Annotated in this window: 25 protein-coding genes; 13 read left to right on the top strand and 12 right to left on the bottom strand. The window is 56.3% G+C overall.

The annotated features are described in order from the left end of the window. Positions 1–65 precede the first annotated feature (65 nt). Positions 66–821, bottom strand: coding sequence for an endonuclease (locus BN1936_RS08455; RefSeq protein WP_049687163.1), 756 nt, complete (start codon positions 819–821; stop codon positions 66–68). Positions 822–1,011: 190 nt separating this feature from the next. Here BN1936_RS08455 and BN1936_RS08450 point away from each other — a divergent pair, with 190 nt between their 5' ends. The 3 genes from BN1936_RS08450 to iadA all read left to right on the top strand — a co-directional run bounded on the left by BN1936_RS08450 (position 1,012) and on the right by iadA (position 4,933). Then, positions 1,012–2,139 carry an alanine racemase gene (locus BN1936_RS08450; RefSeq protein WP_049687162.1) on the top strand — a complete coding sequence of 376 codons (1,128 nt, stop codon included), beginning with the start codon at positions 1,012–1,014 and terminating at the stop codon, positions 2,137–2,139. Positions 2,140–2,343: 204 nt separating this feature from the next. Further along, positions 2,344–3,711, top strand: a complete 1,368-nt coding sequence (gene dcuC / locus BN1936_RS08445) for a C4-dicarboxylate transporter DcuC (protein ID WP_049687161.1) — start codon at positions 2,344–2,346, stop codon at positions 3,709–3,711. Between the two features lie 70 nt (positions 3,712–3,781). Continuing rightward, positions 3,782–4,933 (top strand): beta-aspartyl-peptidase, encoded by a 1,152-nt coding sequence (gene iadA / locus BN1936_RS08440; RefSeq protein ID WP_049687160.1) that lies wholly within the window; start codon positions 3,782–3,784, stop codon positions 4,931–4,933. Positions 4,934–4,998: 65 nt separating this feature from the next. Here iadA and BN1936_RS08435 read toward each other — a convergent pair whose 3' ends face one another. Together BN1936_RS08435 and BN1936_RS08430 are read right to left on the bottom strand one after the other, a co-directional pair. Then, a complete protein-coding gene (locus tag BN1936_RS08435) occupies positions 4,999–5,559 on the bottom strand; it encodes a phosphatase PAP2 family protein (RefSeq protein WP_049687159.1) in 561 nt (186 codons plus the stop codon). Positions 5,560–5,633: 74 nt separating this feature from the next. After that, the gene (locus tag BN1936_RS08430) at positions 5,634–6,347 is read right to left on the bottom strand and encodes a phosphatase PAP2 family protein (RefSeq protein ID WP_049687158.1); all 714 of its coding nucleotides are present in this window, start codon (positions 6,345–6,347) and stop codon (positions 5,634–5,636) included. 970 nt (positions 6,348–7,317) lie between these two features. Between BN1936_RS08430 and BN1936_RS08415 the strand changes: the two genes are divergently transcribed. Further along, the gene (locus BN1936_RS08415; protein WP_049687155.1) at positions 7,318–8,829 is read left to right on the top strand and encodes an APC family permease; all 1,512 of its coding nucleotides are present in this window, start codon (positions 7,318–7,320) and stop codon (positions 8,827–8,829) included. 88 nt (positions 8,830–8,917) lie between these two features. Here BN1936_RS08415 and BN1936_RS08410 read toward each other — a convergent pair whose 3' ends face one another. The 3 genes from BN1936_RS08410 to BN1936_RS08400 all read right to left on the bottom strand — a co-directional run bounded on the left by BN1936_RS08410 (position 8,918) and on the right by BN1936_RS08400 (position 11,368). Then, positions 8,918–9,997 (bottom strand): acyl-CoA--6-aminopenicillanic acid acyltransferase, encoded by a 1,080-nt coding sequence (locus BN1936_RS08410; RefSeq protein ID WP_022443612.1) that lies wholly within the window; start codon positions 9,995–9,997, stop codon positions 8,918–8,920. Positions 9,998–10,172: 175 nt separating this feature from the next. After that, complete coding sequence (locus BN1936_RS08405; RefSeq protein ID WP_022443611.1) at positions 10,173–10,637, bottom strand: Rrf2 family transcriptional regulator; 465 nt, start codon at positions 10,635–10,637, stop codon at positions 10,173–10,175. Positions 10,638–10,732: 95 nt separating this feature from the next. Further along, entirely contained in the window at positions 10,733–11,368 is a 636-nt protein-coding gene (locus BN1936_RS08400) for an NAD(P)-dependent oxidoreductase (protein ID WP_022443610.1), read from the bottom strand. A 250-nt stretch (positions 11,369–11,618) separates the two neighbouring features. Between BN1936_RS08400 and BN1936_RS08395 the strand changes: the two genes are divergently transcribed. The 3 genes from BN1936_RS08395 to BN1936_RS08385 all read left to right on the top strand — a co-directional run bounded on the left by BN1936_RS08395 (position 11,619) and on the right by BN1936_RS08385 (position 14,309). Further along, positions 11,619–13,115, top strand: a complete 1,497-nt coding sequence (locus tag BN1936_RS08395) for a lyase family protein (RefSeq protein WP_022443609.1) — start codon at positions 11,619–11,621, stop codon at positions 13,113–13,115. 116 nt (positions 13,116–13,231) lie between these two features. Next, positions 13,232–13,882 (top strand): YczE/YyaS/YitT family protein, encoded by a 651-nt coding sequence (locus BN1936_RS08390; protein ID WP_022443608.1) that lies wholly within the window; start codon positions 13,232–13,234, stop codon positions 13,880–13,882. A 229-nt stretch (positions 13,883–14,111) separates the two neighbouring features. Further along, complete coding sequence (locus BN1936_RS08385) at positions 14,112–14,309, top strand: hypothetical protein (protein ID WP_148521221.1); 198 nt, start codon at positions 14,112–14,114, stop codon at positions 14,307–14,309. Between the two features lie 239 nt (positions 14,310–14,548). Here BN1936_RS08385 and BN1936_RS08380 read toward each other — a convergent pair whose 3' ends face one another. The 4 genes from BN1936_RS08380 to BN1936_RS08365 form a co-directional block, all read right to left on the bottom strand. After that, positions 14,549–15,190, bottom strand: coding sequence for a nitroreductase family protein (locus BN1936_RS08380; RefSeq protein WP_022443606.1), 642 nt, complete (start codon positions 15,188–15,190; stop codon positions 14,549–14,551). A 142-nt stretch (positions 15,191–15,332) separates the two neighbouring features. Next, positions 15,333–15,722, bottom strand: a complete 390-nt coding sequence (locus tag BN1936_RS08375) for an ACT domain-containing protein (RefSeq protein ID WP_049687154.1) — start codon at positions 15,720–15,722, stop codon at positions 15,333–15,335. Between the two features lie 36 nt (positions 15,723–15,758). Continuing rightward, positions 15,759–16,262 (bottom strand): nitroreductase family protein, encoded by a 504-nt coding sequence (locus BN1936_RS08370; RefSeq protein WP_022443604.1) that lies wholly within the window; start codon positions 16,260–16,262, stop codon positions 15,759–15,761. Positions 16,263–16,330: 68 nt separating this feature from the next. Beyond that, a complete protein-coding gene (locus tag BN1936_RS08365; RefSeq protein WP_022443603.1) occupies positions 16,331–16,948 on the bottom strand; it encodes a DNA-3-methyladenine glycosylase I in 618 nt (205 codons plus the stop codon). Between the two features lie 361 nt (positions 16,949–17,309). Here BN1936_RS08365 and BN1936_RS08360 point away from each other — a divergent pair, with 361 nt between their 5' ends. Together BN1936_RS08360 and BN1936_RS08355 are read left to right on the top strand one after the other, a co-directional pair. Beyond that, a complete protein-coding gene (locus BN1936_RS08360) occupies positions 17,310–19,703 on the top strand; it encodes an inorganic phosphate transporter (protein WP_082164542.1) in 2,394 nt (797 codons plus the stop codon). Next, the gene (locus BN1936_RS08355; protein ID WP_049687153.1) at positions 19,700–20,308 is read left to right on the top strand and encodes a hypothetical protein; all 609 of its coding nucleotides are present in this window, start codon (positions 19,700–19,702) and stop codon (positions 20,306–20,308) included. The genes BN1936_RS08360 and BN1936_RS08355 overlap by 4 nt, the downstream gene beginning before the upstream one ends. A 278-nt stretch (positions 20,309–20,586) precedes the next feature. Here BN1936_RS08355 and BN1936_RS08350 read toward each other — a convergent pair whose 3' ends face one another. Then, on the bottom strand, positions 20,587–21,717 hold the full coding sequence (locus BN1936_RS08350; protein WP_022443599.1) for a transposase: 1,131 nt from the start codon (positions 21,715–21,717) through the stop codon (positions 20,587–20,589). Between the two features lie 531 nt (positions 21,718–22,248). Between BN1936_RS08350 and BN1936_RS08345 the strand changes: the two genes are divergently transcribed. The 4 genes from BN1936_RS08345 to BN1936_RS08335 all read left to right on the top strand — a co-directional run bounded on the left by BN1936_RS08345 (position 22,249) and on the right by BN1936_RS08335 (position 25,159). Further along, positions 22,249–23,724, top strand: coding sequence for an aldehyde dehydrogenase family protein (locus BN1936_RS08345; protein WP_049687152.1), 1,476 nt, complete (start codon positions 22,249–22,251; stop codon positions 23,722–23,724). Between the two features lie 352 nt (positions 23,725–24,076). Next, positions 24,077–24,418 (top strand): NifB/NifX family molybdenum-iron cluster-binding protein, encoded by a 342-nt coding sequence (locus BN1936_RS08340; RefSeq protein ID WP_049687151.1) that lies wholly within the window; start codon positions 24,077–24,079, stop codon positions 24,416–24,418. 98 nt (positions 24,419–24,516) lie between these two features. After that, positions 24,517–24,672, top strand: a complete 156-nt coding sequence (locus tag BN1936_RS11605; RefSeq protein ID WP_022443595.1) for a hypothetical protein — start codon at positions 24,517–24,519, stop codon at positions 24,670–24,672. After that, positions 24,620–25,159, top strand: a complete 540-nt coding sequence (locus tag BN1936_RS08335; RefSeq protein ID WP_049687150.1) for a hypothetical protein — start codon at positions 24,620–24,622, stop codon at positions 25,157–25,159. Before BN1936_RS11605 ends, BN1936_RS08335 begins: the two co-directional genes overlap by 53 nt. 115 nt (positions 25,160–25,274) lie before the next feature. Here BN1936_RS08335 and BN1936_RS08330 read toward each other — a convergent pair whose 3' ends face one another. Next, positions 25,275–25,622, bottom strand: coding sequence for a cyclophilin-like fold protein (locus BN1936_RS08330; protein ID WP_049687149.1), 348 nt, complete (start codon positions 25,620–25,622; stop codon positions 25,275–25,277). Positions 25,623–25,858: the final 236 nt, after the last annotated feature.

Here is a 25,858-nt window from a genome sequence, read left to right as displayed (position 1 = left end):
CCGAAACCCTCCTGGAAGAGACCTTCCGGAGGTGTGGTACTCCGGAAAGCAGTGACAAGTAATGTTTATTTTGCGGGCTTTTTGCACGCAGCCTGCGTGAAGGGATTCTCATTCCCCTGAATTGCCGCGATGCGGTCCGCCCTCTCGCACTCCCAGGCTGTGGCCGGGAACGTCTTATCCCAGGCGTTCATCAGCTGACGGGTCTGGTTACTCATCCGGTACTTCGGGTAAGCCCACTCCATGTACTTATACGTGCGGGCGACGAGTCCCTTCACGGTGTCCGGAGGTTCAGCCCTCCGGTCCTCAATCTTCATCGGGCAGGTGCCGAAAGTGTTCGGGGTCCCCTTCGCGAACTGCGTGTAGTCGTAATTCTGCCGTGCAGCATTGATGGAGCCGATTGCGGGGTAGAGGTTATACATATCAGCCTGCATCAGACGATACTCAGCGCTCGCGCGGTTTGCGCAGGCACGGCCCTTATAAGGCTTACCGTTTCCTTTTACGCATTCCGGCGCTCCTTCACGCCATTCCGTGAAGGCCCGCCCAAAGTTTTCCGCCGGCAGAATGTGCTCCCATTCGATTCGGTTCGCCCGTTTCGGGGATTTGGCCGCGATAAATCCTTTCGGCAGGATGACCTGCTTATCCGGCGTGAAAGACGCGCCGCAGTAAATCGTCGTGCGGTGATCATTGAAGACCTGATTGAGCAGAATCTTCTTCACCTGGGAAAAGCTTTCAAACCGGGTATTCCCGCGGGGAGCGTCAGCGGCAGACGCGGCCGAGGCGGCAAAAATCAGAGCGGGAAGGAGCAGCAACAAGCGTTTCATAAATTCTCAGTCCTAAAAAATCAGAAAAAACCGGAAAGAGAAGGCAGGAATAGGGTTGGAAAATCGGTCTTCCTGCTACTTATCTTTGATTTTTTATCAAAACTGTTTTGATTTTATGCGTGATTCAGACTATCGTGGGTGGGGGAGAATAAAAAAATAAATTTTCTTTCTCTTCCTCGAGGCCGCGCCTATGAAGCTCACAGAGCTCGATACACCGTCGCTTTTGATTGATCGCGACAAACTTATCCGGAATATTGCCCGAGCCAAATCATCCTGCGCGAAGCTCGGTGTGCATTGGCGTCCGCATCTGAAAACGCATAAGTGTCTGGAAATTGCCCGTCTCCAGATTGAGGGACCGACCGGTCCCGCTACGGTTTCCACACTGAAAGAGGCGGAATTTTTTGCCTCTCACGGAATCACGGATCTGATTTACGCTGTCGGAATCGCCCCGCATAAGCTGCCCCGGGTTGATCGGCTTAATAAGTCCGGAGCCGACTGCAAGATCATTCTCGATAGCGTTGAGGCGGCGGACGCCGTCAGTCACTATGCCCGGGCAGCCGGCACCGGTTTTCGGGTACTGATTGAAATCGACTGCGATGGGCATCGTTCCGGTTTAAAACCGGGAAGCCCTGAAATCCTTGAGGTGGCCCGGCATCTGAAGGATGGCGCGGCGCTTGTCGGAGTCCTGACGCACACGGGCGGCAGTTATTCGGCGCACGGTGAAGCGGAGCTGAAAGTTGCGGCCGAGAATGAAGTGACTTCAATTAACCGTGTGGCGGATGATCTTCGCGCCGCCGGCTTCCCGATTGAAATCGTGAGTGTCGGCTCTACTCCTACGCTCTGCGCCGCTGAAAAGGCTCCCGGCGTCACAGAATACCGAAGCGGTGTCGGAACCATCTTCGATCTCTTTATGCATGGGGTGGGGGTCTGCGAGATCGGAGATATCGCTGAGTCCGTGTTTGTTTCTGTCATTGGCCGGCAGCAGGAGAAGGGCTGGCTGATTACGGATGGTGGGTGGCTCGCGATGAGCCGGGACCGCGGTACGGCATCTCAGGCGGTTGACTGGGGTTACGGAGCGGTCTGCGATATCAATGGAAACCTGATTCCGGAGCTTTGGGTGGCGTCAGCGAACCAGGAGCACGGCATCATTGCCCGGCGCGACGGGAAGCCGATTTCAGCAGCGGATTTCCCGCTGGATACCCGGCTTCGCATTCTCCCGAATCACGCGTGTCCGACAGCGGCTGCTTTCGATCGCTATCACATCGTTGATCACGGAGAGGCAACGGAGATTTGGCACCGAATCAATAATTGGGAGTAGTCTTTAAGCGGTATTACGCTGAGGCGTGCATATAACGTCATCTCAAAAAAAATGCTGAGGAGTTCTATTCAGCTCACGCCTCCGCGAGGCTGTCCGTCCGGATAAGCCTGGTCTTCCGCTCCCTAACCACCAGGATGGCAGAGGAAAAGGGGCATCAGGGTCTGTGCCTCAACGGTTATGCATCAACCACAAAGGAGATGAAGCATGCTAGGTGTCGTCATAACGCTCGCAGTGATAGTGGCGGTTGCGTGGTGTATTTTCAAAAACTATTACCCGCCTACCGTTCTTTTGATTGCGGGTCTTTTATTCCTCGCAGTTGCTGCGTGTTTTGGAGTTGATCCGGTGCCGGCAAAGGCATCCACCCATTTCCTTGGATTTGATTTTGCGCAGGCCTTCACTGACCGCATGAAAACACGCCTCCCAGGTCTGGGTCTCAACATCATGTGGATTGCGGGCTTCTCGTATTACATGGATAAGATTGGGGCATCCAAGGCTCTTGTGAAGCTTTGTGTGAAGCCGCTCTCAGCGATTCGCTCACCCTATTTGCTTCTTGCCGTGACCTACGTCGTTGGTCAGTTTATGGCACTTTTCATTAACAGCGCGGTCGGCCTTGGGTTGCTGTTGATGGCTTCAATTTTCCCGCTGCTCGTCGCTCTGGGAGTTTCTAAGACCTCCGCTGCCGCGGTGATTGGGTCGACCTGCTGCCTTGATCTTGGACCGTCATCCTCAAACGCGATGCGGGCCGCAGACCTTCTGAATACAGACGTCGTTACCTATTTTGTTCAGAACCAGATTCCGGTTGCACTTTGCGTAATCGCTGTAGTAGCAATCGGGCATTTCTTTGTTCAGCGGTGGTTTGATAAGAAGGACGGTGTTGAAACAGGCGGTGCCGGGACCCAGGAAGATGTAGCAAAGGCCTTTGAAGGTGCGGGTCCTGTCTGGTATTCGATTCTTCCGATGCTGCCCCTTGTTCTTCTGATTATTTTCAGCCCGATGGTCTATCAGCCCGTGAAACTCTCGCTTCAGACCGCCATCATCATTTCCATTCTTGTTTCTTTCGTTGTTGACCTCATCACAACCCGGGGTGTGAAAGATTCGATTGGAAGGACAAAGGCTGTGTATGAAGGTATGGGCAAAGTTTTTACATCAACTGTAGCCCTTATTTGCTGCGCTGAGCTTTTTGCTTTCGGTATGACGAAGGTCGGCGGTATCACAACGATGATCAACGCCGCCGCGTCTATGGAATCGGCCGGCGTTTGGGTCATGCTCTTCATCATGATCGCCATTATGGTTCTTGCGACCCTGGTTACAGGTTCTGGAAATGCGGCGTTCTTTGCGTTCTCTCCGCTCCTTCCGCAGGCGGCCTCTTCTGTCGGTATGAGCGCGGCTGTGCTTGCCGTTCCTGTACAGCTTTCGGCGGGTATTGCCCGTACGATGTGCCCGATTGCGGGCGTCACCATTGCCGTGTCGTCAATCGCGGGCATCACACCGTTCCAGCTCGTGCGCCGCACGATTCCCGTAATGGTGCTTGCTCTGATTACCAATATTGCGGCTTCAGCCGCCTTCCTCTGAACGAACGGAACCCGGGCTGCCGTAAAAAATGCCGGCAGCCTGATCCCATTCTCTTTCTGACAGGAGTCAAATGATGAATGCAGTTCTGATTAGAAACGCCGAGGTATATGCGCCGGAACGTCTGGGGGTTCAGGACGTTTTAATGGTGAATGGCCGTTTTGCTGCGGTTGGAAAAGATCTCAACGTAGTAATGCCAGGGCTTGAGACAATTGATGCAGCAGGGAAACTGCTGACGCCTGGATTCTTTGATCAGCATATTCACGTTACAGGAGGCGGCGGAGAAGGCGGTCCCGTGTCCAGAACACCGGAACTGGTGCTTTCGGAATTGGTTGCCTGTGGAACCACTTCTCTTGTTGGGGTATCAGGGACAGACTTTATTACCCGCTCAATTGAAAATCTGCTTGCCAAAATTCGTGCGCTGGCCGCAGAAGGGGTGTCCACATGGATGTATACGAGCAATTACCGCTTTCCTCCGACCACGATGAGCGGTGAGGCCGCAAAAGATATCTTTATGGTTCCGGAGTGCCTGGGAGTCAAGATTGCGCTTGGCGATCACCGCTCATCCTTCCCGACAGTTGATCAGGTTATTCAGCTACTGGCTGACATTCGTCTTGCCGGCATGATTTCCGGAAAAATCGGTGTATTGCATGTTCATTCCGGAAATCTTCATGGCGAATTTGAAATGTTTAAGGAAATAGTGGACCGCGGTTTCCCGATTCGCCATATTCGCCCGACTCATTGCGCAAGGGCAAAGTATGTGTTTGATTCCGCTGTGCAGTTTGCCAAAGCAGGCGGCTATATCGATATCACAACAGGCGGATCCTGCTGCTTCGACTCCCCGGCTGATGCCTTTATTGAAGCGGTTGGCGAAGGGGTTGACCCTGCCCGCATTACGATGAGCTCAGACGGTCATGGCTCCAAACCTCGTTTCAATGACAAGGGGGAAATGGTAGGGCTGGCTGTCTGCGGGATTGAATGTAATCTTGAAACTATTCAGAAGCTTGTCAGGGAAAAGGGGCAGAAGCTCGAGGATGTTCTTCCCTTTATCACCAAAAATGTTGCGGATTCGCATGGGCTATCTACTCAAGGTCGGGTGGCCGATGGAGCAACGGCAGATGCATTGCTTTTTGATGACAATCTTGAACTTACGGATGTTTTTGCCAAGGGGCGTCAGATGATGCGGAATTGCGAAATTATTGTTCGCGGTACCTTTGAAGAATAATTGGTTATCCCGAGCTTCCGATAAAAACAGCGTCCCGTTAGTGATTTTTCGGGGCGCTGTTTTATTCAGGCCTGCGTCAGTGCTTCTTCATTTGACCAGTTCCAGAACCGCCTGAATGCGGGGATCAGGAGAAGGAGATGCCAGGTGCCATATCCAAGCACGAGTCCCACGGCAACACCCCCCAGAACGTCTGTCGGGAAATGGGCAAAAAGCCAGAGCCGCGAAAAGGCGATCAGAAGCGCGACGGGAAGCGCCGCGAGAGCAATTTTGAATTCCCTGCTTGCGAGCAGAACACCGAGCACCGTGAATGACACAGCCGTGTGACCGGAAGGAAATGAGAAAGAAGGCGGGCACGCCTGCAGCATAGAGACCCCTGTCTCAATGGCGCAGGGTCTCGGACGGGCAAAAAGAAACTTCAGAAGGCCATTTGAAATAAAGAGATCAGCGAACAGACTGACGATGATCGCGATGCTTACCGGGCGGGTCTTTTTTGAAAATAAAAGCACCGCGGCGAGTGCTATCCAGATTTCTCCCGCGTTCCCGACCCGGGTCGCCGCCATCATGATGGAATCAAAAAATGTACCATGAAGCGCCTGGAGTGAGAGGAGAAAAGACATTTCAGACATTTTGAAGCAAACCTCTTCCGGGGGCGGTTTCTGGGGAACCGTCCCTCTTATTGATTTTCAAACCGGATCAGCGTTCAGGCTTTCTGAGGAATCCGAATGAAGCGAGCCGCATGGCAACGCTTTAACGAAGCCGCGAGAAACGCGAGGTAGACCAGAGCGGAGAGACTCCAGTCAAGAAGGAACGTCGCCACATTGTGGCTCGGGAAGTGGTATCCCCGCATCATCTGAATGACACCGCAGACCGTTCCGAAGAGGATAGCGAAAAAGAGACCGGCGCGGGCAAGGGTCGGACGGCGGCGTCTGAAAGCAAACCAGAAGGGGATCAGACTGAAACCGGTTCCGGCGAAGCCTCCGGGCCAGCAGTTGCCAGAGGCTGAAAGGCTGAATCCGAAGTGAGGGGCAAGAATCGGATGCGTGCTGCCGAAGAACGTCGTGGAAACCGGGCAGTAGACCCCGGTCATATCTTTCAGCACTGAGACTGTCCCGACGCAGACGAGTATTGCGGTAATAAGATAGCCCGCTTCAGTGACAGAAATCCGGGGGGAGATCTTGGCCCGGTCTTTTACCGCGATCGCGATAACTCCCAAAGCCACGAACACCGTGAGCAGTTTTGCCCATTTATGGAAGAAAAGCAGCGCTGCGCTGTTCTGAAGCGGAAACGTTCCATCCGGCGCAAAGAAACGCTCCACCGCGAGGTCAATGGAGACCGGGTGAAGGATGATGAGCGCCGCGAGCAGCAGAGCCGGAATAATCGCTTCGGCTGCAGCGGAAAGAAAACGTCTTTTCACGGGATTCGGAGTGCCGACGGACGGAAGTCTGGCAGCAGATAAAGGGAGACAGTTAAAGTGTGTTCCCTGCCGTGTGAAACCCCCGTTCAAAGCGCGTCAAAACAGTGTGAAGAATAAGAGAGGACAGAGCCAGATTCAAAACCGGCCGAGGGTCTTTTTGAAGACCAGGCTTCTGAGGGGGAAATGTGAACGGGGAGACAAATGAGGGGAAAAGAAATATCCCTCCTTCCATGAGGAGAACTTGCAGGGAAGGAGGGAAAAAGACCTCATCTCCGAGGAGAGAGTCACGGGATGAGGCTGTACGCACTCATGCTTCTACAGATGCCGGAGCAGTGTCTCCGGATTCGCCGTGATGCTTCCGCTGCAAGGACTTCGGGAAAATAGCGGAACCGGCTTCCGGCTGCTCCTAAACCCGCTTCGCGGAGAAGAGAAGAAGGAAGAAATGCTCTCGGGGTTTCTTCTTTTTCTTTTCTCCGCAATTCATACATTACGCCTTTTTAAAAATATTTATGTATCACAAAATAGGGATTCCAGGAAGAAATTCCGTAATTTATTCATCATGATGGAGGCTTCTGTCTTGGATTTACGGGTTTCTGTAAAAGCTCTATTTATTTATAGGTATCAATGTTGCGGCAGGTGGCACAGAGCGTTTCGTATGGCGGTCAGGGGGGAACGGTTCACGGTTTTATTCAGCAAAAAACGTGAACGAAAAATAGCGTAGTTGAAATTTAAAAACGTTACTTGATGGTGATATCCGGAAAATGTCTGATGAAAACCCGAAAAGAGAGAAAGCGGGGGAAAGTCTCAGACGTTTTCCTTATCTCAGTCGACCGTGGTCAGAGAACGGCTTTGGAGCGCTCCTTCGAGTCACAGTGCCGCACTAACATGGAAGGTGCCTGCCCCGTCGGGCTTCCTGCCCCGCGGATCAGGCAGTCCATCCAACTTCAATCAATATAAAAACATAAATCCTATGACAGAAACCAGAATTGAGGCGTCAAGCCCCCAGGCCGGGGGTCTGAAACGCACATTCGGCATGCGGGAGGCGGTGACGATCACGGCGGGCTCTGTGATCGGTGTCGGTCTCTTTACAACGGGTTCCAATGTTGTCGGCACGCTCGGGCCAGCGGTCATTCTTGCAACGCTCCTCGCGCTCGCGGTGAGTATTTATCCGGCGCTCCTATACGCGGAAATGGGAGCCGCGCTTCCTTACGCAGGCGGCACCTACCAGTTCGCGTCTCTTGGTCTTGGACGCGCGGCCGGAATGCTCGCGGGCTGGAACTTCATCATTTCGCTTGTCGCAGTGACGGGGGGCGAAGCGCTCGCTTTCAGTTACTACTTCCGAACGCTTTTCCTCGCGTTTGGCTATGACCTGCCGATATCCGACGTGGTGCTCGCCTCCATTGTGACCGCGGGCTTCATTGTGGCTAATGTTTTCGGCGTGAAGCTCACCGGAAAGCTGCAGAACGGCTTCATGTTCTTCTTCTGGGGCGTCGCCTTCATCTGGTTCCTCACGATGATTCCGAATGTCCATCTGCCGTCCTTTGTGCGGGCTCCGGAGTTCCTTCACGCGACAACGCCTCTTGGATTCTTTTCCGCGACCTGCATGATCTGGTGGTGCTTTGCCGGGTTTGAGGCCTGCGTGGCAATGGGGGAAGAAATCAAATACCCGCACATCAATGTGCCGCGCGCGATGTTCCTCGCCCCGTTTGTGGTCTTTGCGGTAAACGCACTTTTCCAGTGGTACCTCGTCGGCATCACGCCTCCGGATCAGATCGCGTCGCTCACGGACGCGGAAGCGCCGTTCGCCCAGGCGATGAAGGCGGCCGGAATTCTCGGCTTCCCGCTCGCGCTCCTTGCCGCGGGTATTGCCTTTGGCGGCGACTTCTCCACGCTGAACGCCTCGATCTCGACGCCTCCCCGCTATCTCTTCACGATGGCGCGTGACGGCTCCATGCCGAAGGTCTTTGCGATCACTAGTAAGAAATATCAGACGCCGTATGTCGCCGTGATTGTGCTCGGTGTGCTGTCTGTCGCGCTGATCGCGACAAATTCGCTTGAATATATCGCGTCGCTCTCGCTTTTCGCGGATCTCTTCTACTACGTGCTTGGCATCATTGCCGCGCTCGCTCTCCGTAAGAAGCACCCGGAACTGAAGCGGAGCTACAAGGCTCCGTGGATCAAGATCGGAGCTCCGGTGAGCGCGGTGATCTATGTGCTGATGATGACGCAGCTCGACGCGGACGCCTTCATCACGGGTGTGCTCTGGTGCGTGCTCGGTATCGCGATTTATCTCGTCTGCCGGTGGAAATACGGCAAGGCCGGGGAATTCACACTGGATCTCGCGGCGTCCGGAGCGGATGATGTGCCGCCGCCTGAAGAAAAACGCGCGATGGATCGTGAGTACCTGGTCTGGAAAGTGATTGTGTCAGCGTCCTGCGTGATCGCGGTGGTTCTCTACATCTTCCCGTTCTTTGTGAAGTAACCGGGAACAGAAGACTGTCATCCCGCCAGGGAAACAGCGCGCCCCTGTCTGAAAGTGTCAGGCAGGGGCGCGTTTTGTATTGAGAAGATTACTTCAGCGTGTAGGATCTCGCTTTCGTGCAGCAGGGCGACCCCTCAGTCAGCCAGAGCGTGCGATCGTCGAGATCGAGCACCATGGACCAAAGAGAAGTGTGACGGTGGTATTCGGGCAGCGACATGTCGTCATGACGGCAGACGCCGTCCGGATTCCCGGCGTGATCCGAAAGAATCCGGAACAGTGTCTTCCGCTTCAGATGACCTTCTTCCGCGCGGGTGAGACGCCGGACGCGGTCAAGACGCGTAAAAGTCGATGTGAATGAATAGCGGGTCGCCTCTCCCTGCGAGAGCATGTAGGGGGAGAGCCAGTGATTGGTGTGGCAGAGCGGGTGACCGTCTGAGAGAAGGATATCGAGGTCAGAAGGCGCGTATTCGACCGCGACCACAAGACCGTCCGCGCTCGCGAGCCCCACGCAGGCGGAGCCCGCGCGCTTCGCTTTCGCGATCGTATCAATCGCCTTCGGGACGGTCGGCTGCTGCACAGCGTTCCGGAGAATCACATGAAGGGGCACGCCGATCTGTCCTTTCTTCACTGACATGGCGTTGAGCGATACGCCGACCCCGGCCGCATTGAGTCCCTTTCCTCCGACCAGACCCGCTTCAGTCACGATGAGGGCTTTCGGATAGGGCCGCTCGTCCACCTCAAGAATCACCGTGGTTCCGGCTCCGATCGACCACCAGTCCCAGTTCTGCGCGAGATAGGTTTTTCCGTTGCCGGACGCTTCCGGCGGCACACCGATCACGCTGCAGTCGTCTGCCGGCGCTTCGCTCTTCGCGAACATCACTTCCGAGCGACAGTTCAGCGTCAGAATCACATCGAACGGCACGCCGGCCCCCTCGGCGATACCTTTCATCTCATCGATCAGGTCCGGCCGGTAAGCCCGGATTGCCGGTTCGTAGCGTTTTGCCATCCGGACCGCATCTTTCCACGGCAGATGCGCTTCTTTGTCGAAGAGGACTTTGTATTCGTCGATAACCTTCAGAATCCGTTCCTTCGCGAAAGACCCATAAGCGACGCCTCGCTCATGAGCCTGTCCTGAAATCCGGATGTATTGGTGAACTGATGGTGCCATGCGCTGCTCTCCTTTGATTTTTTGTAGAACAGGGTGCTTCGGAATTCACTTTAACACCGGCGGTATCGGCCGTGTTCTGAATCGTCATAATCGGTTGAAACGGATAATAAAAAAGACTCTCCGCATTCAAAGTGCGGAGAGACTTTCCGTGGATTTGGATGTCTTACAAGGGAGGTCAGACAGGGGAGGGTTCGGATGCGTCGCCCTCTTTCGCGATAGTCTCCACCGCCTTTTCGTAAATCTCCGCCACGGTGTGACGCTTCAGCTCAGCTTCAAAGGACGCCTGAATGGCATCCAGCGTCGCGTCCAGACTTCCATGGATCGCGCGTCCGACAGGACACGCGGGATTCGGGTGCTCATGAAAGTGGAAAAGAGGCGCGCTGCTCCCGGTTTCCACGGCCCGGTAGAGGTCAAGAAACGTGATGGCTTCAAGCGGCTTCAGAAGCGTGATGCCGCCAGGTCCCCGGCGGACCTCAATCAGGCCGGCTTCCTTCAGCTGCGACATGATGTTCCGGATGATCACGGGGTTGCTGCCCACCGTTCCCGCGAGCATATCGCTCGTGATCTTTTCATCATCCCTGAAGTACTCAATCGCGATCAGCACGTGCACAGCAGTCGTGAATTTGGTGGAAATCTGCATAGAGCCCTGATTCTCCTGAAGTGTAAATGCGTCAAAGCGTCAGGCATCTCGCATGACGCCTGACGCGGTAACCGCTCTTGGGGAAGGTGGGGATTTTAAGCCCAGCGGACCGAAATCCGCTCGCGGATGTGATTTCCGCGCTCAATCTCATCCACCATCGCGATCGCGTAGTCGGCGTAGGAGATTTCAGACTTTCCGTCCTTATTCACCGTGAAATCCTCGCCCGTGAGTTCATAGGATCCCGTGCGGGGACCGTCCGCGAGGAAAACCGCAGCCGGGCTGATATAGGTCCAGCGGACATCGTTTCTCGTACGAAGGTAGCCAAGCGCCTTTTTCATCGCCTGGGCGAGCGGACGGATCGCCTCCGGGAAGTCTTTCCCATCCGCGAGAGTTTCCGTGCGTTCCGGGTTCGTGTAGAGGGAACCGGCACCGCCGACGAAGAGCAGACGGGTGTCAGAGCCGGAGAGGATATCCGCGAGGTGCTCAGTCGTGGTCTGGTAGAGCGGGAAGGTTTCAGGCGTGAAAGCTCCGAACCCGCTCACTACGGCATCAAACCCGGCGAGGTCCTCTCGCGTCAGATCGAGAATGTCCTTACGGACGTAAGTCTTCGCCTCCGTATTGTTCTCTTCGTGACGCCCGAAAGCGGTTACGTCGAAACCGCGGGAAAGGGCTTCAGAGATAATTTTGCGGGAAGCTTTGCCGTTCGCGGCGACAACTGCGATTTTTGCCATTTTGAATTCTGCCTTATTGATGTAATAAGTGTTGTTTTATCTGTTAAGAAGAAATATAGCGAAGAAAAATTTAGATGTCAATACTTTTATTACATCAAAAGAAATCCAGAGAAGATAAGCTGTCTGACGCTTCGTCCCGCGGCCCTGAATGCAGGCGTTTCGTCTTAACATAAGGGGCATGACGGTCGGAGAAGCGCCGGTCTCACCGCGCTTCATTTCTATTCGGCCGCGCGGATTAAGGAGATGAGAAATGACGCTCGGTGTTCCTTCAACCGGCGAGGCCGGCCGCCTCGCGGACGCTGCTCCCTGGACTGGCGATAGACCGCCGCGGGATGAGTTTTTCTGGCTTTCCCAGATCAACAAAGCGACGTTTGTCGTGAATACCCGAAGCGGGCTTCTCGACCCCAGGCGGGCCCCGGGATGGGCGAGAGCTCAGAGACGTGTGATCGAGAAAGGCAATACCCCCGGGAACCCCCGTCCCAAGATGTATGTGCGCTATGAGCCCCTTCTCATCGCGGAGGCCGGGATCGATGTCACGCTGATCCACGCGGGGCGGTCTTCCCAGGATATGCATGCGGTGTATCAGCGGGCGATGCTTCGGGATCAGACGCTTGAAGTGATGACCGCGCTGAACTCGGTGCGTGAGACACTCTTTCGCCTAGCGAAGGAAAACCGGGACACGATCGCTCCCTGCTATACGAATGGGGTGGCGGCGCAGCCGAATTCGCTCGGGCACACCTGGCTCGGACACCTTGAAGGTTTCAGGCGCGACTTCGAGTCGCTTAAGGAATTCTGGGCCCGTCTGAATCTCAGTCCCATGGGGACCACGGTGCTGAATGGGACCCCCTGGCCGCTTGATCGTGAGTCGATGGCGTCGCTCCTCGGATTTGAGGGGCTCGTTGAAAACGCGTACGACGCGGCGCAGATTTCGTCGACCGACACCGCGGTGGAGGCCAGTCTCAAGCTCGTTGAGCCGATGCTGCACATCACGCAGTTTATTGAGGACATCATGACGCAGTACGCGCAGCCGCGCCCCTGGATCCTCGTGTCCAGCACGTACGCGTCGACCGCCATGCCGCAGAAGCGGAACCCCGGGTCGCTGATCGATGTGCGGCGGGACGCGAATCAGGTGCTTGGGGAACTCACGGGAACGATCTTCCGGGCGCACGATCTGATGCCAGGGATGTATGACCCGAAGGATGAGGCAATCAATTGCACGGTGATGGGGGAGGGCGCGGCGGTGCTCCGGGCTTTCGCTCACGTTCTCACCCTTCTCAAAGTGAACCCCGAGCGGGCTCTGGAGGAACTGAATCTTGACTGGACCGCGAGCCAGAACATCGCGGATGTCCTGATGAAGGACTACGGGGTGCCGTTCCGAGAGGGGCATCACTTCGCAAGCGACCTTGTGACATTTGCCAGAAGCCGGGACTACACCCCGCTCACACTTCCGTATGAGGACGCGAAGGCGCTCTATGAGAAACTTGCCTCCGGAACAGAAGAGGGGATTCCTAAGACCTTCCCGCTCACGGAATACGATTTCCGTTCGGCGCTGGATCCCCGCTCGATCGTGAACGGCCGCGCGACCCGGGGCGGTCCGCAGCCGACTGAGCTCACGCGCCTTTTCCGCGAGGCCGAGGACGGGATCCGAGCGGATTCTGATTGGGTCCGCGGAAAGAAAACCGCGCTTGCCGCAGCCGAAAAAACGCTGGATGAGGACTTCGAAGCGCTCTGCGCGTTGCCCGGATAACAGATTTTTTTCTTTCTGTCCGGTATCCTTACCGGTCGGTCTGGCTGCCCGCCTCCCGGAAACCCGAGGCGGGCAGTTTTTTCTTTTTCAACAGGTTTTAAGAAGGAGGGCTGCGCGTGAAGCAGTTTGTGAGCCGCTGGGGATGTCTTTTTATTGGTATGAGTTCGGTGGCGTTCGGGATCGCGATGACGACCCGGGCGGGGCTCGGCACAACACCGCTCTCATCCTCACCCTATACGGTCACGTTCTTCACTCCGCTGACACTCGGTGCCGCGTCGATCGGTCTCAATGTGTTTTTCTTCGCGCTCCTCTGGGCGGTGATGGGAAAGCGCTTTCAGTTCACCCGGAATCTGCTCCAGGTTCCGATTGTTCTCCTTTTCGGTTTTCTCATTGATTTCTTCATGTGGGCCCTCGCCGCGGTCCCCCCAGGGCCTTATGCCGCGAAGATCGCCCAGAATCTTCTCGGGAACGCCTTCCTCGCGCTGGGCGTTGTCTTCCAGGGCGCGAGCTGCGCGGTGACGCTTCCGGGCGACGGCTTCGTGATTGAGGCTTCGAAACGCTTCGGAATATCACTCGGACGCATGAAAGCGATCTTTGACTGGTCGCTTGTCGCGATCGCCTGCGTTCTCGGTCTCATCTTCCTCGGACGCATCGAAGGGGTGCGCGAAGGCACCGTGATTTCCGCTCTCACGACCGGAATCTTTGTGCGGCTCTGGGCCAAATGCCCCGTGTTTCCGAAACTCGTTAAATTCAACCGTTTGAAGTAACAAAAAAAGATGAGAACGGTTATATTTAAGTATCACGGAAAATAAATTTTCTGTATCTCTTTTATGTTATTAGCTATGCTCGATCTTATTGAGAATAAATGATTTTTTATTGATCGAGTTATTTTTTTACTGGACTTTTTTCTTTCTGAGCCATTAAAATTAGAGAAAAACCATGAACCGGCAGTCAACCGCTGACCGGTCCCCCCGGAAAGCTGATAAGAGGTCTGAAATGCAGCAGGAAGAAGAAAAAGAAAAAAATGCGGAAGAGGCGGCAGAAGCCGCCCCTCGGTCCCGAAGACGGGGCCGGCCCGCATCTCTCCACACGAAGGAAATGGTGCTTCACATCCGCTGTACCACTGAGCAGCGGGATACGTTCGCGAGGATGGGCGGGTCCGTCTGGTTCCGGTCATTCCTTGATACGCTCTAGGCCGGGTTCGACCGGGATGTGAATTCATCGTCCAGCGAAGAGGATTAGGCAGAAACCGGACGGGGCAGAAATGCATCGCCGGATACAGAAACGGGAGGGTTGCCCCTCCCGTTTTTTATGGCCTGAAATCAGGAACTCTGATCACGGAATAAAGATTTTCGGATCTACGGTAATTTAAGTGTCAGTGATACTAATTACAGGGTCTTCAGTGTCTTTTTGTATTTTTCCAAATGGGAATTTCAGTGTTTTAAAGTGAGAATCTCGCTCAGTGGCGCGCGGCCCGTCCGGAGACGGTTAAGCGGGGAGTCAGCTGGGTATCCCAGTCCTATCCCGATCGCCAGAATCAGGTTATCGGGGATACCGAGAACGCGCTTCACGATATCGGGGTAACGCACCAGATTAAAGGCCGGAATGCTGCCGACACCGCGTGAGGCCGCTGCAAGGAGCAGAAACGCTTCAAGCGCTCCGGCGTCAAGCACCATCCACTCGGAATGCACTTTGGGGATCGTGATAAAAGCGACCGCGGGCGCGTGGAAAAGCACAGCCTGGCTTGCCCGTTTATCAGCCTCAAGCCCCAGAGCCTCACGCTCTGCCGCGATCGCTTCCATCCGGGCCCGGACTTCGGGGGAGCGCTCCGAGAGCGGAAGGTTCGCGAAGTCGGTTGAAGGCGGAATACCCGCCCGGTTTCGTTCATCGAATTCCGATCGGATTGCGTCGAGACTCTCTCCCGTTGAAATCCAGATCTTCCAGTCCTGGCCATTCAGCTGTGAGGGGGCCCTTGTCGCGTCTTCCGCGATCGCCTGAAGAACCGGATCCGGAACAGGGCGGGCTGAGAAATACCGGATCGAATGACGGAATGCAATGGCGCTAGAAAATTCCATGACGGAAAGGTCCCGATAAAAAGATGCATCGCGGAGGAAAAGCTCCGCGGGAGGCTTTCAAAGGGCGGAAAAAAACCGGGGCGGCGGATGCCGCGCCGGTTTCACCGGATACCGGAAATTTTAGTCCCGCGTACCTCAGGATTCAGGAAATTTCGTTCGACACGAGGTACCCCGCGCGGCTGAGCGCCTGGATCGCGTTTCTGAAGGTATGACTCTTCACCAGGATGTAGTCCGTGTTGTAGGTGGAGACTGCGAAAATCGGGATCTCCTCATCAGCGAGTACCTTGGAGATCCGGGCCAGAATGCCGGTGAGTGACATGTCGAGCGTCCCTGCGACCCGCATCATGCGGTAGCCCCGGTCGACGGGATAGGCGTCAGAAGGCACCTCTGACTCAAGCGCCACAAGCGAAAGCTCATCATCCGTCTTCCCGACAAAGACAAACGGTGACTTCCAGTTGATAGAAGCGGGATTCCGGATTTTTGCGATCGCGAAGTAGTAGGGGAAGGTTTCAATCTTCAGGGCATTCGTCATCGGATTCTCTGTTTATTTTTTCTAAGGCGTCTCTGATCAGAGACGGGTGCAGCTGAAGCGTTCCGTGAGCGTCTTTGCGGGAACGGAGTCCGTGATGTGTCCCAGCGTGATGCCGGACTTCACTTCAAACCCCTCAGGGATCTGAAGAATCGAACGGAGTTTCGCGGGGTCTTTCGTTCCGAGAAGGCAGCCCGCGATGAAGCAGGTTCCAAGGCCGAGGTCCGCCGCGGCGAGCAGCATATTTTCAATGATCGCTCCGGCGTCAAGCGTACCTACCGTGCCGGGCTTCGCGGAAACCACGATGAAGGCGGGGGCGCCGTACAGCGGATCGTGGCTTTCTGATGCCATGAAGAAATTCCGGAGTTCCGCCATTTTTTCGCGTCCGGTGACCACCGTGAGGTGCACGGTGCCGTATTCCCCCATGCCGACCGGAGCCGCGCGGCCCGCGGCAAGAATCGTGTCCAAAGCTTCATCTGACACGGGCGTCGTCTCATAGGCTCTGGAAGAACGACGGCGGGCCAGCGTTTCACGGAATTCCATGACTTTCTCCTTACAGAAAAACAGTACGTAGGAAAGACTAGCGCAAAGACACTCTCTAGGTATTGCCTCTAGCCTATAGAGGAGGAAATATTTTTTCCGAATGAGAGCCCGAGCGTGCGTATAGATTCGTACCGGCTGCAGCGCGTTACGTGATCATTCACCATGCCGGTCGCCTGCATGAAGGAGTAGAGGATCGTGGTGCCGAGAAAGCGAAAGCCCTTCGCTTTGAATTCCTTCGCGACCCGGTCGGAGAACGGCGTGGAGGGAGGCACCTGCGACTCATCCGTCCACGCGTTCTCAATCGGCCATCCATCCGTGAAGCTCCAGTACCAGCGGACAAAGGATCCTGTCCTTTCCCGGATATCAATGAGAGCCCGGGCGTTCGTAATCGCGGCCTCGATTTTCATCCGGTTCCGGATGATGCCCGGGTCGAGAAGCAGGCGATTGACATCTGCCTCACGGAAAGAAGCGACAGCCTCCGGATCAAACCCCGCGAAGGCTTTCCGGTATCCCTCACGTCTCCCGAGGATCGTGGCCCAGGAGAGACCGGCCTGAGCGGATTCCAGAATCAGAAATTCAAACAGACGCTTTTCGTCAATCGTCGGCACACCCCACTCGGTGTCGTGATACTCGCGCATCGCTCTGGACCCCGAGGCGCCCCAGGCGCAGCAGCGGTCGTTTGTCATGATGTGGTTTCCTCCTGATACCTGAAACTGAATTATGAAGGGCTGCCGGCTGAGGATGAGCCTGGATCCTCGCCGGGGCCGATCCTTTTTCACGGTTCAAACCCGATTTCCGAGACATTTTTTGACGAATTCTGTTTACGCAACCCACTGATTTTATTCGTTGTCATGGTTCCGTCATAAATCTGTCACGGAACTGTCATCTTGCTGAAGCCTTTCTGACATATTCGCCCGGCATACTCAGCACCGCTAATGGAGGCGGAGTGGGCCTTACCGGTTTTTTATGGGCAAGTAAAAAACTGGCATCTGACGGGCCTGATCTCCAGCTTCCGACAACAGATTCCTACTTCCATCACTCACCATTATGGATACATTCTTTCTTGTTCTCCTTGTGTTCCTCGCGATTCTTGCCGCGGTGGACCTTTTCGTGGGCGTCAGTAACGACGCCGTCAACTTTCTGAATTCCGCTGTCGGCAGCCGCATCGCGCCCTTTAAGGTGGTGCTCGGTGTTGCCGCGGTCGGCGTGCTGCTTGGCGCGACGTTCTCGGGCGGCATGATGGAAATTGCCCGCAGCGGCGTTTTCCATCCCTCGATGTTCTCGTTCTCTGACGTAATTGCCATTTACTTCGCGGTAATGGTGACGGACGTCCTGCTGCTGAACGTCTTCAATAAGATGGGCCTCCCGACCTCGACCACGGTTTCGATCGTGTTCGAGCTCCTCGGCGCGGCGGCCGGCGTTGCGATCAACCGTCTGATCCAGAACGGCGAGTCCGCGCTTGGGTTCGGCGCTTATATCAGTGACTCGAAGGCGCTCGGGATGATTTCCGCGATTCTCGTCTCGGTCGTTGTCGCGTTCCTCGCTGGCGTCATCGTGCAGTGGATCACCCGCGTGATCTTCACCTTCCGCTATGACCGTCTCTTCAAGAAACTCGGCGGCATCTACGGCGGTTTTTCGCTCGCGATGATCTTCTACTTCCTCGTGATGAAGGGAGCGAAGGGCGCTTCCTTCATGACGCCTGACGTGCTCGCGTTTTTTGACGCTTATGGCACGGAGCTCGTTTTTGGGATCTTCGTCATCTGCTCGATTCTCCTGCAGCTTGGGATGATGTTCTTTAAGACGAACGTTTTCCGGATCATCATTCTCGCCGGTACTTTCGCGCTCGCTTTCGCGTTTGCCGGAAACGACCTCGTGAATTTCGTCGGTGTTCCGATCGCGGCGCTTGACAGCGCTCACATCTTTGAAGCGGCTGGAGCCGGCGCTTCGGCCTCTACCTTCACGATGGCGGGTCTCGAGCAGGCAATCCCGGCACCGACCGCGCTGCTTCTTCTCTCGGGGGTCATCATGGTGGTCACGCTTTTCACGTCGAAGAGCGCACGTCACGTGATTGAAACCTCTGTGAACCTCAGCTCTTCTGCCGCGGGTGAAAAGGAACAGTTCGGCGCGACGCTCCCGGGCCGTATCGTGGTGAAGGGCGCGATGAAGGTGGGAGCTTTCCTCACCTCAGTCCTCCCGAAGCCGTTCCTCAAGTTCCTTGCGAGCCGCTTTGAGCCGAAACCGCTTGAGAAGGGCGAGGAAGCGCTGCCGTTTGACTACATCCGCGCGTCTCTTAATCTCATCGTGTCTGCGATTCTGATCGCGTCCGCGACGTCCCTTAAGCTTCCGCTTTCCACTACCTACGTGACCTTCATGGTGGCGATGGGATCGTCGTTCGCTGACCGCGCCTGGGACCGTGAAACGGCTGTGTACCGTGTGTCCGGTGTGATCACCGTGATTTCCGGCTGGTTTGTCACTGCATTCTCCGCGTTCGTTGCCGCAGCGATCGCCGCGACCCTGGTGCTTAAGGGCGGTGAAGTGGTGTCCGTGCTTCTGATGGTGCTCGCGATCGCTGTCATCGTGAAGACGAACTTCTGGGCGAACAAGGTCGAAGAGGCTGAGAAGGAAAGGATCCGTCTGACGGACCGCGACGGTATCCGTACGATGCTCGATCACGAAATTCCGCGCCACTTTGATAACGCGTCAGAACTCTACGGCGCGATGGTCTACGGGTTCCTGAATGACGATGAGCGGACGCTGCGCCGTGTTGTGAACCGCGCGAGCGAATGCCTCGACGAGCTCACCGAAAAACGCTCGCTTTACTACCAGATGGCGAAGCATCCGACAGACCGCGCGGACAGCGACGCGAAGTACTTCTACTACCGCAGCTTCACCGGTATGCGTGAAATAGCCCGGACGCTCGCCCGCACGTCGACTCTCACGCGGGATCATGTCGCGAACCGCCACCGTGTCTTTACGGGGGAACTCGCTGAATACCTGAAGCGGCTTTCTGTTGAAGTGGATGCGGCACGGCGCGACGTGGCGACGTTCTGCAAGGTTGGTGGCGACCTCACGCCGCTTCACACCCGGATGAAGAACCTCTCTGAGCTTGTGGATCAGAGCCAGGAAGCGGTGCTGTCTGACGTGAACCGCTTTGGCCTCTCGCTCCGCGGGTCTGAACTCTACCTCGCCCTCGTGCAGTTTGTCCGTGAACTCATCAACCGCTACGAAATTGTGGTGACGCTGCAGTGGCACCTGAATCAGGTGTGCCGGAAGGAAAAGCTTGATGTGCTGAACGAAGCGCACTCGGCGGCTGTACCTGAAGACTCGGGCCGCCCGGTTTTCCCCGGAACCCGCAAGGGCGCTGTGACGGGGGCCGCCATGATGGCTGATACCCCGGTGAGCCTCTCCGCACCGTTTGTGAATAAGGAAACGAAAATATGACGAAGAAGCATGGACGCGCTGAAATCCGCTTCAAGCTTGAGCACGACCTCTATGACGCGGCGGAAGAGGCTTTCCACGAAGCTGGGCTTTCGATTGAAACCGGACTCACGCTGTTCCTCGCGCAGGTCGCGAAGCAGCATATCGAAAGCAAAGTCGTCGACGAGCCGCATGATGTATTCGCGACCGTGGATGAACTGATGGAGTATCTCGAGGAACGCGAAGAGCGCCGCGCGGCTGAAAAGGCCGCGGCCCGTCAGGCGAAGAAGAACGAAAAGGTTCTTGCGGAGCTTGAGCGTGAAGAGAAAGAGAAGGAAAAGGAAAAGGAAAAGGAGCGTCTGAAAGCCGCGAAGAAAGCTGAAAAGGCGGACCGCGAGGCAGCTGAAAAAGCGGCTAAGAAAGCCCGCCAGGAGGCGAAGAAGGCTGAGAAGGCGGCGAAAGACACGAAAGACACGAAAGACGCGGCTGCGCAGCCTGAAGCCGGGGCAGAGCCTCAGGCAGACGTTCGGTCGGAATCGAAGCCGAAATCGGAGAAGAAGCCCGTGAAGGCCTCTGAACCGGTGCCGACCGAAGTCGCGATCGCGGTGTCGAATACTGCGAATTCCTGATTTTCCGTTCGCAGGAAATGCGGCCTTTCCCGGCGGCCCGTTCGGACCGGACGCTGGCCGCACAGCCGAGAGCCTAGGGATTTTTCCGAACCCTCGGGCTTTCCAGGGGGAATGCTTTCGGAGGAGGTTGATGGTGGTCAGGCCTTCGGAAGCTTTTTTGAGTGAAGCGGTCTCTTGCTTGCCCTGAGAGGCCGCTGAGCGGGGGGTGCGTTCTGAACAGGTGAGTGATCAGAACGCGCCCCATTTTTTATGGCCGGAAGCAGCCGCTGCGAGAGAAATCAGGAACCTTCTGAAAGTTTTCCGATTTCCCGGAGCACCTGACTGAACCGTGTAACAGGCTTTGCCCAGTCGGGTTCGCTGTGGAGCTGCGCGAAGTACAGCCGCTTCATGGGGTCTGCGCGCAGTCCGGTCTGGCGGAATTTCTCCTGCGAGATCATCTCATCCGCGATCGGGTGCATATCGATTCCCTGGAGCACCGCGCGCCGGATCGGGGCGGGGAGCGAGAAGAGCGAAAGGAGCACCGGTATTGCGAAGTGAAGCGCGGCACCGAGCGCGGGATTCACCTTTCCCCAGTCATCTGCCGCGGTGTTCAGTGCGCCGCTTGCCTTCTCCCAGTCTTCTTCCGCGACAGCGGCCGCGATCCGGTTCCGTTCCCTTGTGAGCCGCGCTTTGCTGATCTTTGCGAAGGGAAGCGTGAGCGGATAGTACATGGCGGAAAGATCCTGGATGATCGTCGCCTGCGGGAAGAATCGCTGCGCCGCGTCAGACCAGAAGGGCTCCGTGTCGTCGGGCGGCACGGCGATGAATGCGGCGTCCGAGAGTCCCCGGACACGAAGTGACGTGAAAACGGATCGGGGAAGCTCAATCGCGTTTCCGGCGATCCAGCCGCCAAGTGACACCGGAACGCCCTTCTTATCAAAGGAAAAGGCGAGTGCGGCGAGGAGCTCGGTCACGCGGCCGCCATCCTGCTTCCTTACCTTGATGGGCTTGATGAAGAGGATGGGCAGCGTCTCAGGCGCCGGTCCCTCGCTCCAGAGATCCGTGCCGCCCTGCAGCTTTCCGACCGCGGCCTCAATAAACTCCCGCGTTACCCGGGTGCCGTGGCGGGAAAGAATGGAATCGTGGATTTCGGTATCCGTCTTGCCGATCCGCGCGAGCTGATACGCCTCTTTTTCGATATGGGGAAAGAAGCCCATCGAATGATGATCGAGCGGCTTTCCGGCCTTCAGAAGCGCGGGGGAAGTGAGCTCTCCCTGAAGCTCCTCCTTCAGGCTTTCAAGCTCGGGAGGCAGCGCCTCATCCGACCCCTTATAGGCGTTAAGAAGAATCTGAACGAGACAGTCTGTCCCCTGGCCGCTCCTGCGGCGGGACCGGAGTTCTGATTTTTCGGAAATCTTCTTCTCAGCCATAACGGGTCCAGCGGATCTGTGTCAGAAAACATTTCAACGAAGTGAGGCTACCATAAATTTGGTAGGAACGGGACAGTTTTTGAAAGCGTGTAAAATCCTCCCCGGGGTCAGACGGATGACGGAAGCTGTTGATTGCTAATGATTCTCAAATGCGAAAAATCCCGGCCGGACGGGACATGGAAGGCTGCTGCCGGGAACCGATGAAAACTGCCTGAAGACGGAAAATCGTAACGCCTTAAGGATTTTCACTTATTTCATTTCGTGTTACATCTCTGTTTTCAATTAAGAAAAAATTAAGGAAAGCGCATTATTGATCTAGGCACATGTCCCCTTTTTTGTCACGGAAAAAGGCCTCCCACTTTTTTCCAGTTTGCCTAGAATCGTTTCAGACATTTGAGAAAAGACGGAGTAGTATCGTCTAACTGAGGGTTTGCCACTAGCTCTTAGCCGGGATACCGGCGGAGTGAGCGCGGTCACCGCGCGGCTCCAGGGCAGGGGAAGAGCGGACCCCGCTTAACATGAGGAGTGTTTATGAACAACATTTGTGATGCGTCCTACGGTCTATTCATCAATAACGAATTCGTGCCGTCCTCTGACGGAAAGACTTTCGCGACCGTGTGTCCGGCAAACGGCGAAAAGCTCGCCGATGTGTCTGCCGCGACCCCGGAAGACGTGGACCGCGCGGTCAAGGTCGCTACCGAAGCGTTCAAGACCTGGAGCAAGACGTCGCCTGCTGAGCGTGCCGCTCTGCTTCTGAAGATCGCGGACGCGATTGACGCGAACGTCGAGCGTCTTGCCACGGTGGAAATGCTCGATAACGGCAAGCCCTTCCGCGAGACCCGCAATATTGATATCCCGGCCGGTGCCGATCACTTCCGCTATTTCGCCGGCGTGCTGCGCGCTGCCGAAGGCCGCGCCGCTCAGATTGACGAAAACACGCTCTCTCTCGTGCTTCACGAGCCGCTCGGCGTTGTGGGTCAGATCATTCCGTGGAACTTCCCGTACCTGATGGCCTGCTGGAAGCTCGCCCCGGCGCTCGCTGCCGGCGATACGGTCGTGATCAAGCCGGCTTCTGACACGCCGCTCTCCATTCTTGAACTCGCGAAGCTCCTGAAGGATATCCTCCCGGCCGGCGTTGTGAACGTTCTCCCGGGTTCCGGCCGCGTGGCTGGTCAGGCGATCCTCGAGCATCCGGGCTTCGCGAAGCTCGCCTTCACGGGTTCCACTGAAGTGGGCCGCAACGTGGGTCTGGCTGCCGCGAAGCGCATCATCCCGGCGACGCTTGAACTCGGCGGCAAGTCCGCGAACATCATCTTCGACGACTGCAACTTTGATAAGGCGCTCGAAGGCGCTCAGATGGGCATTCTCTTCAATCAGGGCCAGGTCTGCTGCGCCGGCTCCCGCATCCTTGTTCAGGACACGATCTATGACAAGTTCATTGCTGCCCTGAAGAAGGAATTCGAAGCGGTTAAGGTGGGCCGTCCGTGGGAAGAAGGCGTGCAGGTCGGTGCTCTCGTTGATGAGCGTCAGCTGAAGAAGGTTCTCAGCTACGTTGATATCGGTAAGGAAGAAGGCGCTACCGTCATTACCGGCGGCCGCCGTCTGACGGAAGACGGTCTCGACAAGGGCTGCTTCATGGCTCCGACGCTGCTTGGCGATGTGACCCCTGATATGCGCGTCGCGCAGGAAGAAATTTTCGGACCGGTTGCCGTGGTGATCAAGTTCCACACCGAAGAAGAAGCGCTCGCGATCGCGAACGACTCGGTTTACGGCCTTGGCGGCGCAGTCTGGACGCAGGATATCAACCGCGCGATCCGTGTGGCCCGCGGCGTCCACACCGGCCGTATGTGGGTGAACACCTATAACGAACTGTCGGCTCACGCCCCGTTCGGCGGCTACAAGCAGTCCGGTATCGGCCGCGAGACCTATCTCTCGATTCTGTCTGCCTATACCCAGACGAAGAACATCTTCATTTCGCTGAACGAAAAGCGTATGGGTATGTTCTGAGAGGCATGATCAGACGGCGCCGCGCGCGGTCATCCTGACCTCCCGCGCGACGCCCATAACGGTTATGCTCAGAGCTCCCGGATTCTGGTCCTGATAACGGGCCGGATCCGGGGCTTTCGTTTTTATTACCGTTCAATGGTTTTTGTAGCAATGGATGGCATTTTCTTAACGATTCCGGGAGGCCCCGCTTCCTATAATCGTTTTTACCCGAGATGGACAGGAACCGCGCCGGAAATTTTCCGGGCTGATCGCCTGTCCGGGTGCGGGGAACCTGAATGCTGCCGTCCGCCCCCTCAGGAAACGGACGGATCCGGAAACCTTTTCCGGGTCCTTCCCATAAGGAGATAAGACAATGCGTATTGCAATTCCGGTTGAAAACGGCGAAATCTACCAGCACTTCGGTCACGCACCGGCTTTCCGCGTCTATGACGTGGAAAACAGCAAAGTGATTCAGGTGCAGGAAGTGCCGGCCACGGGATCCGGACACGCTGCCATGGCAGGGCTCCTCGCGGACCTCAACGTGGGCACCGTGATCTGCGGTGGAATCGGTTTCGGCGCGGTGAGCGCTCTTGAGTCGATGAATCTCAATCTCATCGCGGGCGCTTCCGGAAACGCCGACGAGGCGGTCCGCGGATTCCTCACGGGGAAACTCGTGAATAATCCGGACGCGTTCCACGCCTGCGGCTGCCACTGAGGTTCGCTCGAAAGCACGAGATGAGGATCTCCCCGTCATTCCCTCGGGGCACCGGGTCCTCATCCAATTCCTGCAGAAAAGCAGGAAGGACGAACGATATGAAACGCAGACTGATGCTTTTAGGGCTTGCGGCGCTGCCGCTTGCCGCGATCGCGCAGCAGGGACCAGGAATTGACCCCGCCGCCTCCCGGACAGCCCGGGATGGGCCCTGCGCCCGCTCCGGCGATGCCGGGCTGGGGCAACGCGACTCCTGAGCAGGTGGACTGGATGGGGCGTCATATTGCTGAGGCGCTCCGGATCCGTCCGTATCAGAAGCCGACGTTCGACTCCTGGATCGCCGCGCAGCGGCAGCTCGCGGTTGACCGCCATGAGCACTGGCGCCGTGTGAGGAACGCGACCGATCATCAGGCGCTAGCGGACGAGCAGGCGCATTTCGCGCAGGTTCTCGCGACAGATCTGGATCGCGTGGCGCTTACCCGCCGCCGCATGGTGTCGCATTTCGATCAGCCGCAGCGGCAGACGTTTGAGCGGATGGAATTCGGTCATCCGCCGCGCCCTCCGAAGGCCGCGCCGGATCCCCGGTTCGCTCCTCCTCCGCCTGGGCCGCGTCAGGCACCCCGTCCGGCTCCTGCCGGATCCCCGGTTCGCTCCTCCTCCGCCTGGGCCGCGTCAGGCACCCCGTCCGGCTCCTGGGCCCGGCCCCGGCGCCTGGGGACCCGCCCGGTGAGCAGCCGAGCCTGAACTTCAGTTCAGAAAAAAACCGTCCATTCCTTCAAAGGAATGGACGGTTTTCTCTTGTGGTATTTAAGCAGAAATAAGTGAATTAATGACACACTTTTTGTTTAATAAACCGCGCTTATTCCCACGATACATCGACATTCCCGCTTCCCAGCGCGAGGATCAGATCCTTTGTGTCCGTCACACGGCCGATCCGGGTGTAGGTGTAGGGGGAATTTTCAGGCGTCATATAGAAAATCACGACGTAGTCGTCCTGATAGAGCATCACGTCACCCGCCTTGGCATGCACCGCGGGCGCTGCCGGGAACGTGCGGTCCCTGAAGTGGAAGTATTTTTCGTTCCCGTTCAGTTCGAGCATCGGGAGCTTCGCCGGAAGTACTTTTCTGAAAGCCCGCGCGGCTGGCGTATCCGCAAGCTCTACCTTGAAGGTTCTGCCGCCCGCCGTAAACCGGATGAAATCTGTCATGACACCTGCCTCCTCTTTATCCGGACCATTGACTCTGGTAAATTACTGACAACCACTTTTCAGCCCGGTTAAATGGAATTATCATCTTTCGGATCAAATCCGGGGCAAAAGCGGGTCATTTTTTCGTCCGGAGGCCTCCGCAAGGCCTTAAATGAGAAGATTTAGCAGAAATCCCTGAGAAACCGGATTTCGCTATTCCAATAAGTAATAATTAATTGGAAGTTATGGCTTTTAGC

It is taken from the genome of Dakarella massiliensis (assembly GCF_001182045.1).
GTDB lineage: Bacteria > Pseudomonadota > Gammaproteobacteria > Burkholderiales > Burkholderiaceae_F > Mesosutterella > Mesosutterella massiliensis.
The sequence above is the reverse complement of the archived record's forward strand: the minus strand, read 5'-3'. Positions and strand labels throughout refer to the sequence as shown.

Coding starts and splice junctions, on each gene's coding strand:
- BN1936_RS08455 (WP_049687163.1), bottom strand. CDS start 821: ATGAAACGCTTGTTGCTGCTCCTTCCCGCTCTGATTTTTGCCGCCTCG.
- BN1936_RS08450 (WP_049687162.1), top strand. CDS start 1,012: ATGAAGCTCACAGAGCTCGATACACCGTCGCTTTTGATTGATCGCGAC.
- dcuC (WP_049687161.1), top strand. CDS start 2,344: ATGCTAGGTGTCGTCATAACGCTCGCAGTGATAGTGGCGGTTGCGTGG.
- iadA (WP_049687160.1), top strand. CDS start 3,782: ATGATGAATGCAGTTCTGATTAGAAACGCCGAGGTATATGCGCCGGAA.
- BN1936_RS08435 (WP_049687159.1), bottom strand. CDS start 5,559: ATGTCTGAAATGTCTTTTCTCCTCTCACTCCAGGCGCTTCATGGTACA.
- BN1936_RS08415 (WP_049687155.1), top strand. CDS start 7,318: ATGACAGAAACCAGAATTGAGGCGTCAAGCCCCCAGGCCGGGGGTCTG.
- BN1936_RS08410 (WP_022443612.1), bottom strand. CDS start 9,997: ATGGCACCATCAGTTCACCAATACATCCGGATTTCAGGACAGGCTCAT.
- BN1936_RS08405 (WP_022443611.1), bottom strand. CDS start 10,637: ATGCAGATTTCCACCAAATTCACGACTGCTGTGCACGTGCTGATCGCG.
- BN1936_RS08400 (WP_022443610.1), bottom strand. CDS start 11,368: ATGGCAAAAATCGCAGTTGTCGCCGCGAACGGCAAAGCTTCCCGCAAA.
- BN1936_RS08395 (WP_022443609.1), top strand. CDS start 11,619: ATGACGCTCGGTGTTCCTTCAACCGGCGAGGCCGGCCGCCTCGCGGAC.
- BN1936_RS08385 (WP_148521221.1), top strand. CDS start 14,112: ATGCAGCAGGAAGAAGAAAAAGAAAAAAATGCGGAAGAGGCGGCAGAA.
- BN1936_RS08380 (WP_022443606.1), bottom strand. CDS start 15,190: ATGGAATTTTCTAGCGCCATTGCATTCCGTCATTCGATCCGGTATTTC.
- BN1936_RS08375 (WP_049687154.1), bottom strand. CDS start 15,722: ATGACGAATGCCCTGAAGATTGAAACCTTCCCCTACTACTTCGCGATC.
- BN1936_RS08370 (WP_022443604.1), bottom strand. CDS start 16,262: ATGGAATTCCGTGAAACGCTGGCCCGCCGTCGTTCTTCCAGAGCCTAT.
- BN1936_RS08365 (WP_022443603.1), bottom strand. CDS start 16,948: ATGACAAACGACCGCTGCTGCGCCTGGGGCGCCTCGGGGTCCAGAGCG.
- BN1936_RS08360 (WP_082164542.1), top strand. CDS start 17,310: ATGGATACATTCTTTCTTGTTCTCCTTGTGTTCCTCGCGATTCTTGCC.
- BN1936_RS08355 (WP_049687153.1), top strand. CDS start 19,700: ATGACGAAGAAGCATGGACGCGCTGAAATCCGCTTCAAGCTTGAGCAC.
- BN1936_RS08350 (WP_022443599.1), bottom strand. CDS start 21,717: ATGGCTGAGAAGAAGATTTCCGAAAAATCAGAACTCCGGTCCCGCCGC.
- BN1936_RS08345 (WP_049687152.1), top strand. CDS start 22,249: ATGAACAACATTTGTGATGCGTCCTACGGTCTATTCATCAATAACGAA.
- BN1936_RS08340 (WP_049687151.1), top strand. CDS start 24,077: ATGCGTATTGCAATTCCGGTTGAAAACGGCGAAATCTACCAGCACTTC.
- BN1936_RS11605 (WP_022443595.1), top strand. CDS start 24,517: ATGAAACGCAGACTGATGCTTTTAGGGCTTGCGGCGCTGCCGCTTGCC.
- BN1936_RS08335 (WP_049687150.1), top strand. CDS start 24,620: ATGGGCCCTGCGCCCGCTCCGGCGATGCCGGGCTGGGGCAACGCGACT.
- BN1936_RS08330 (WP_049687149.1), bottom strand. CDS start 25,622: ATGACAGATTTCATCCGGTTTACGGCGGGCGGCAGAACCTTCAAGGTA.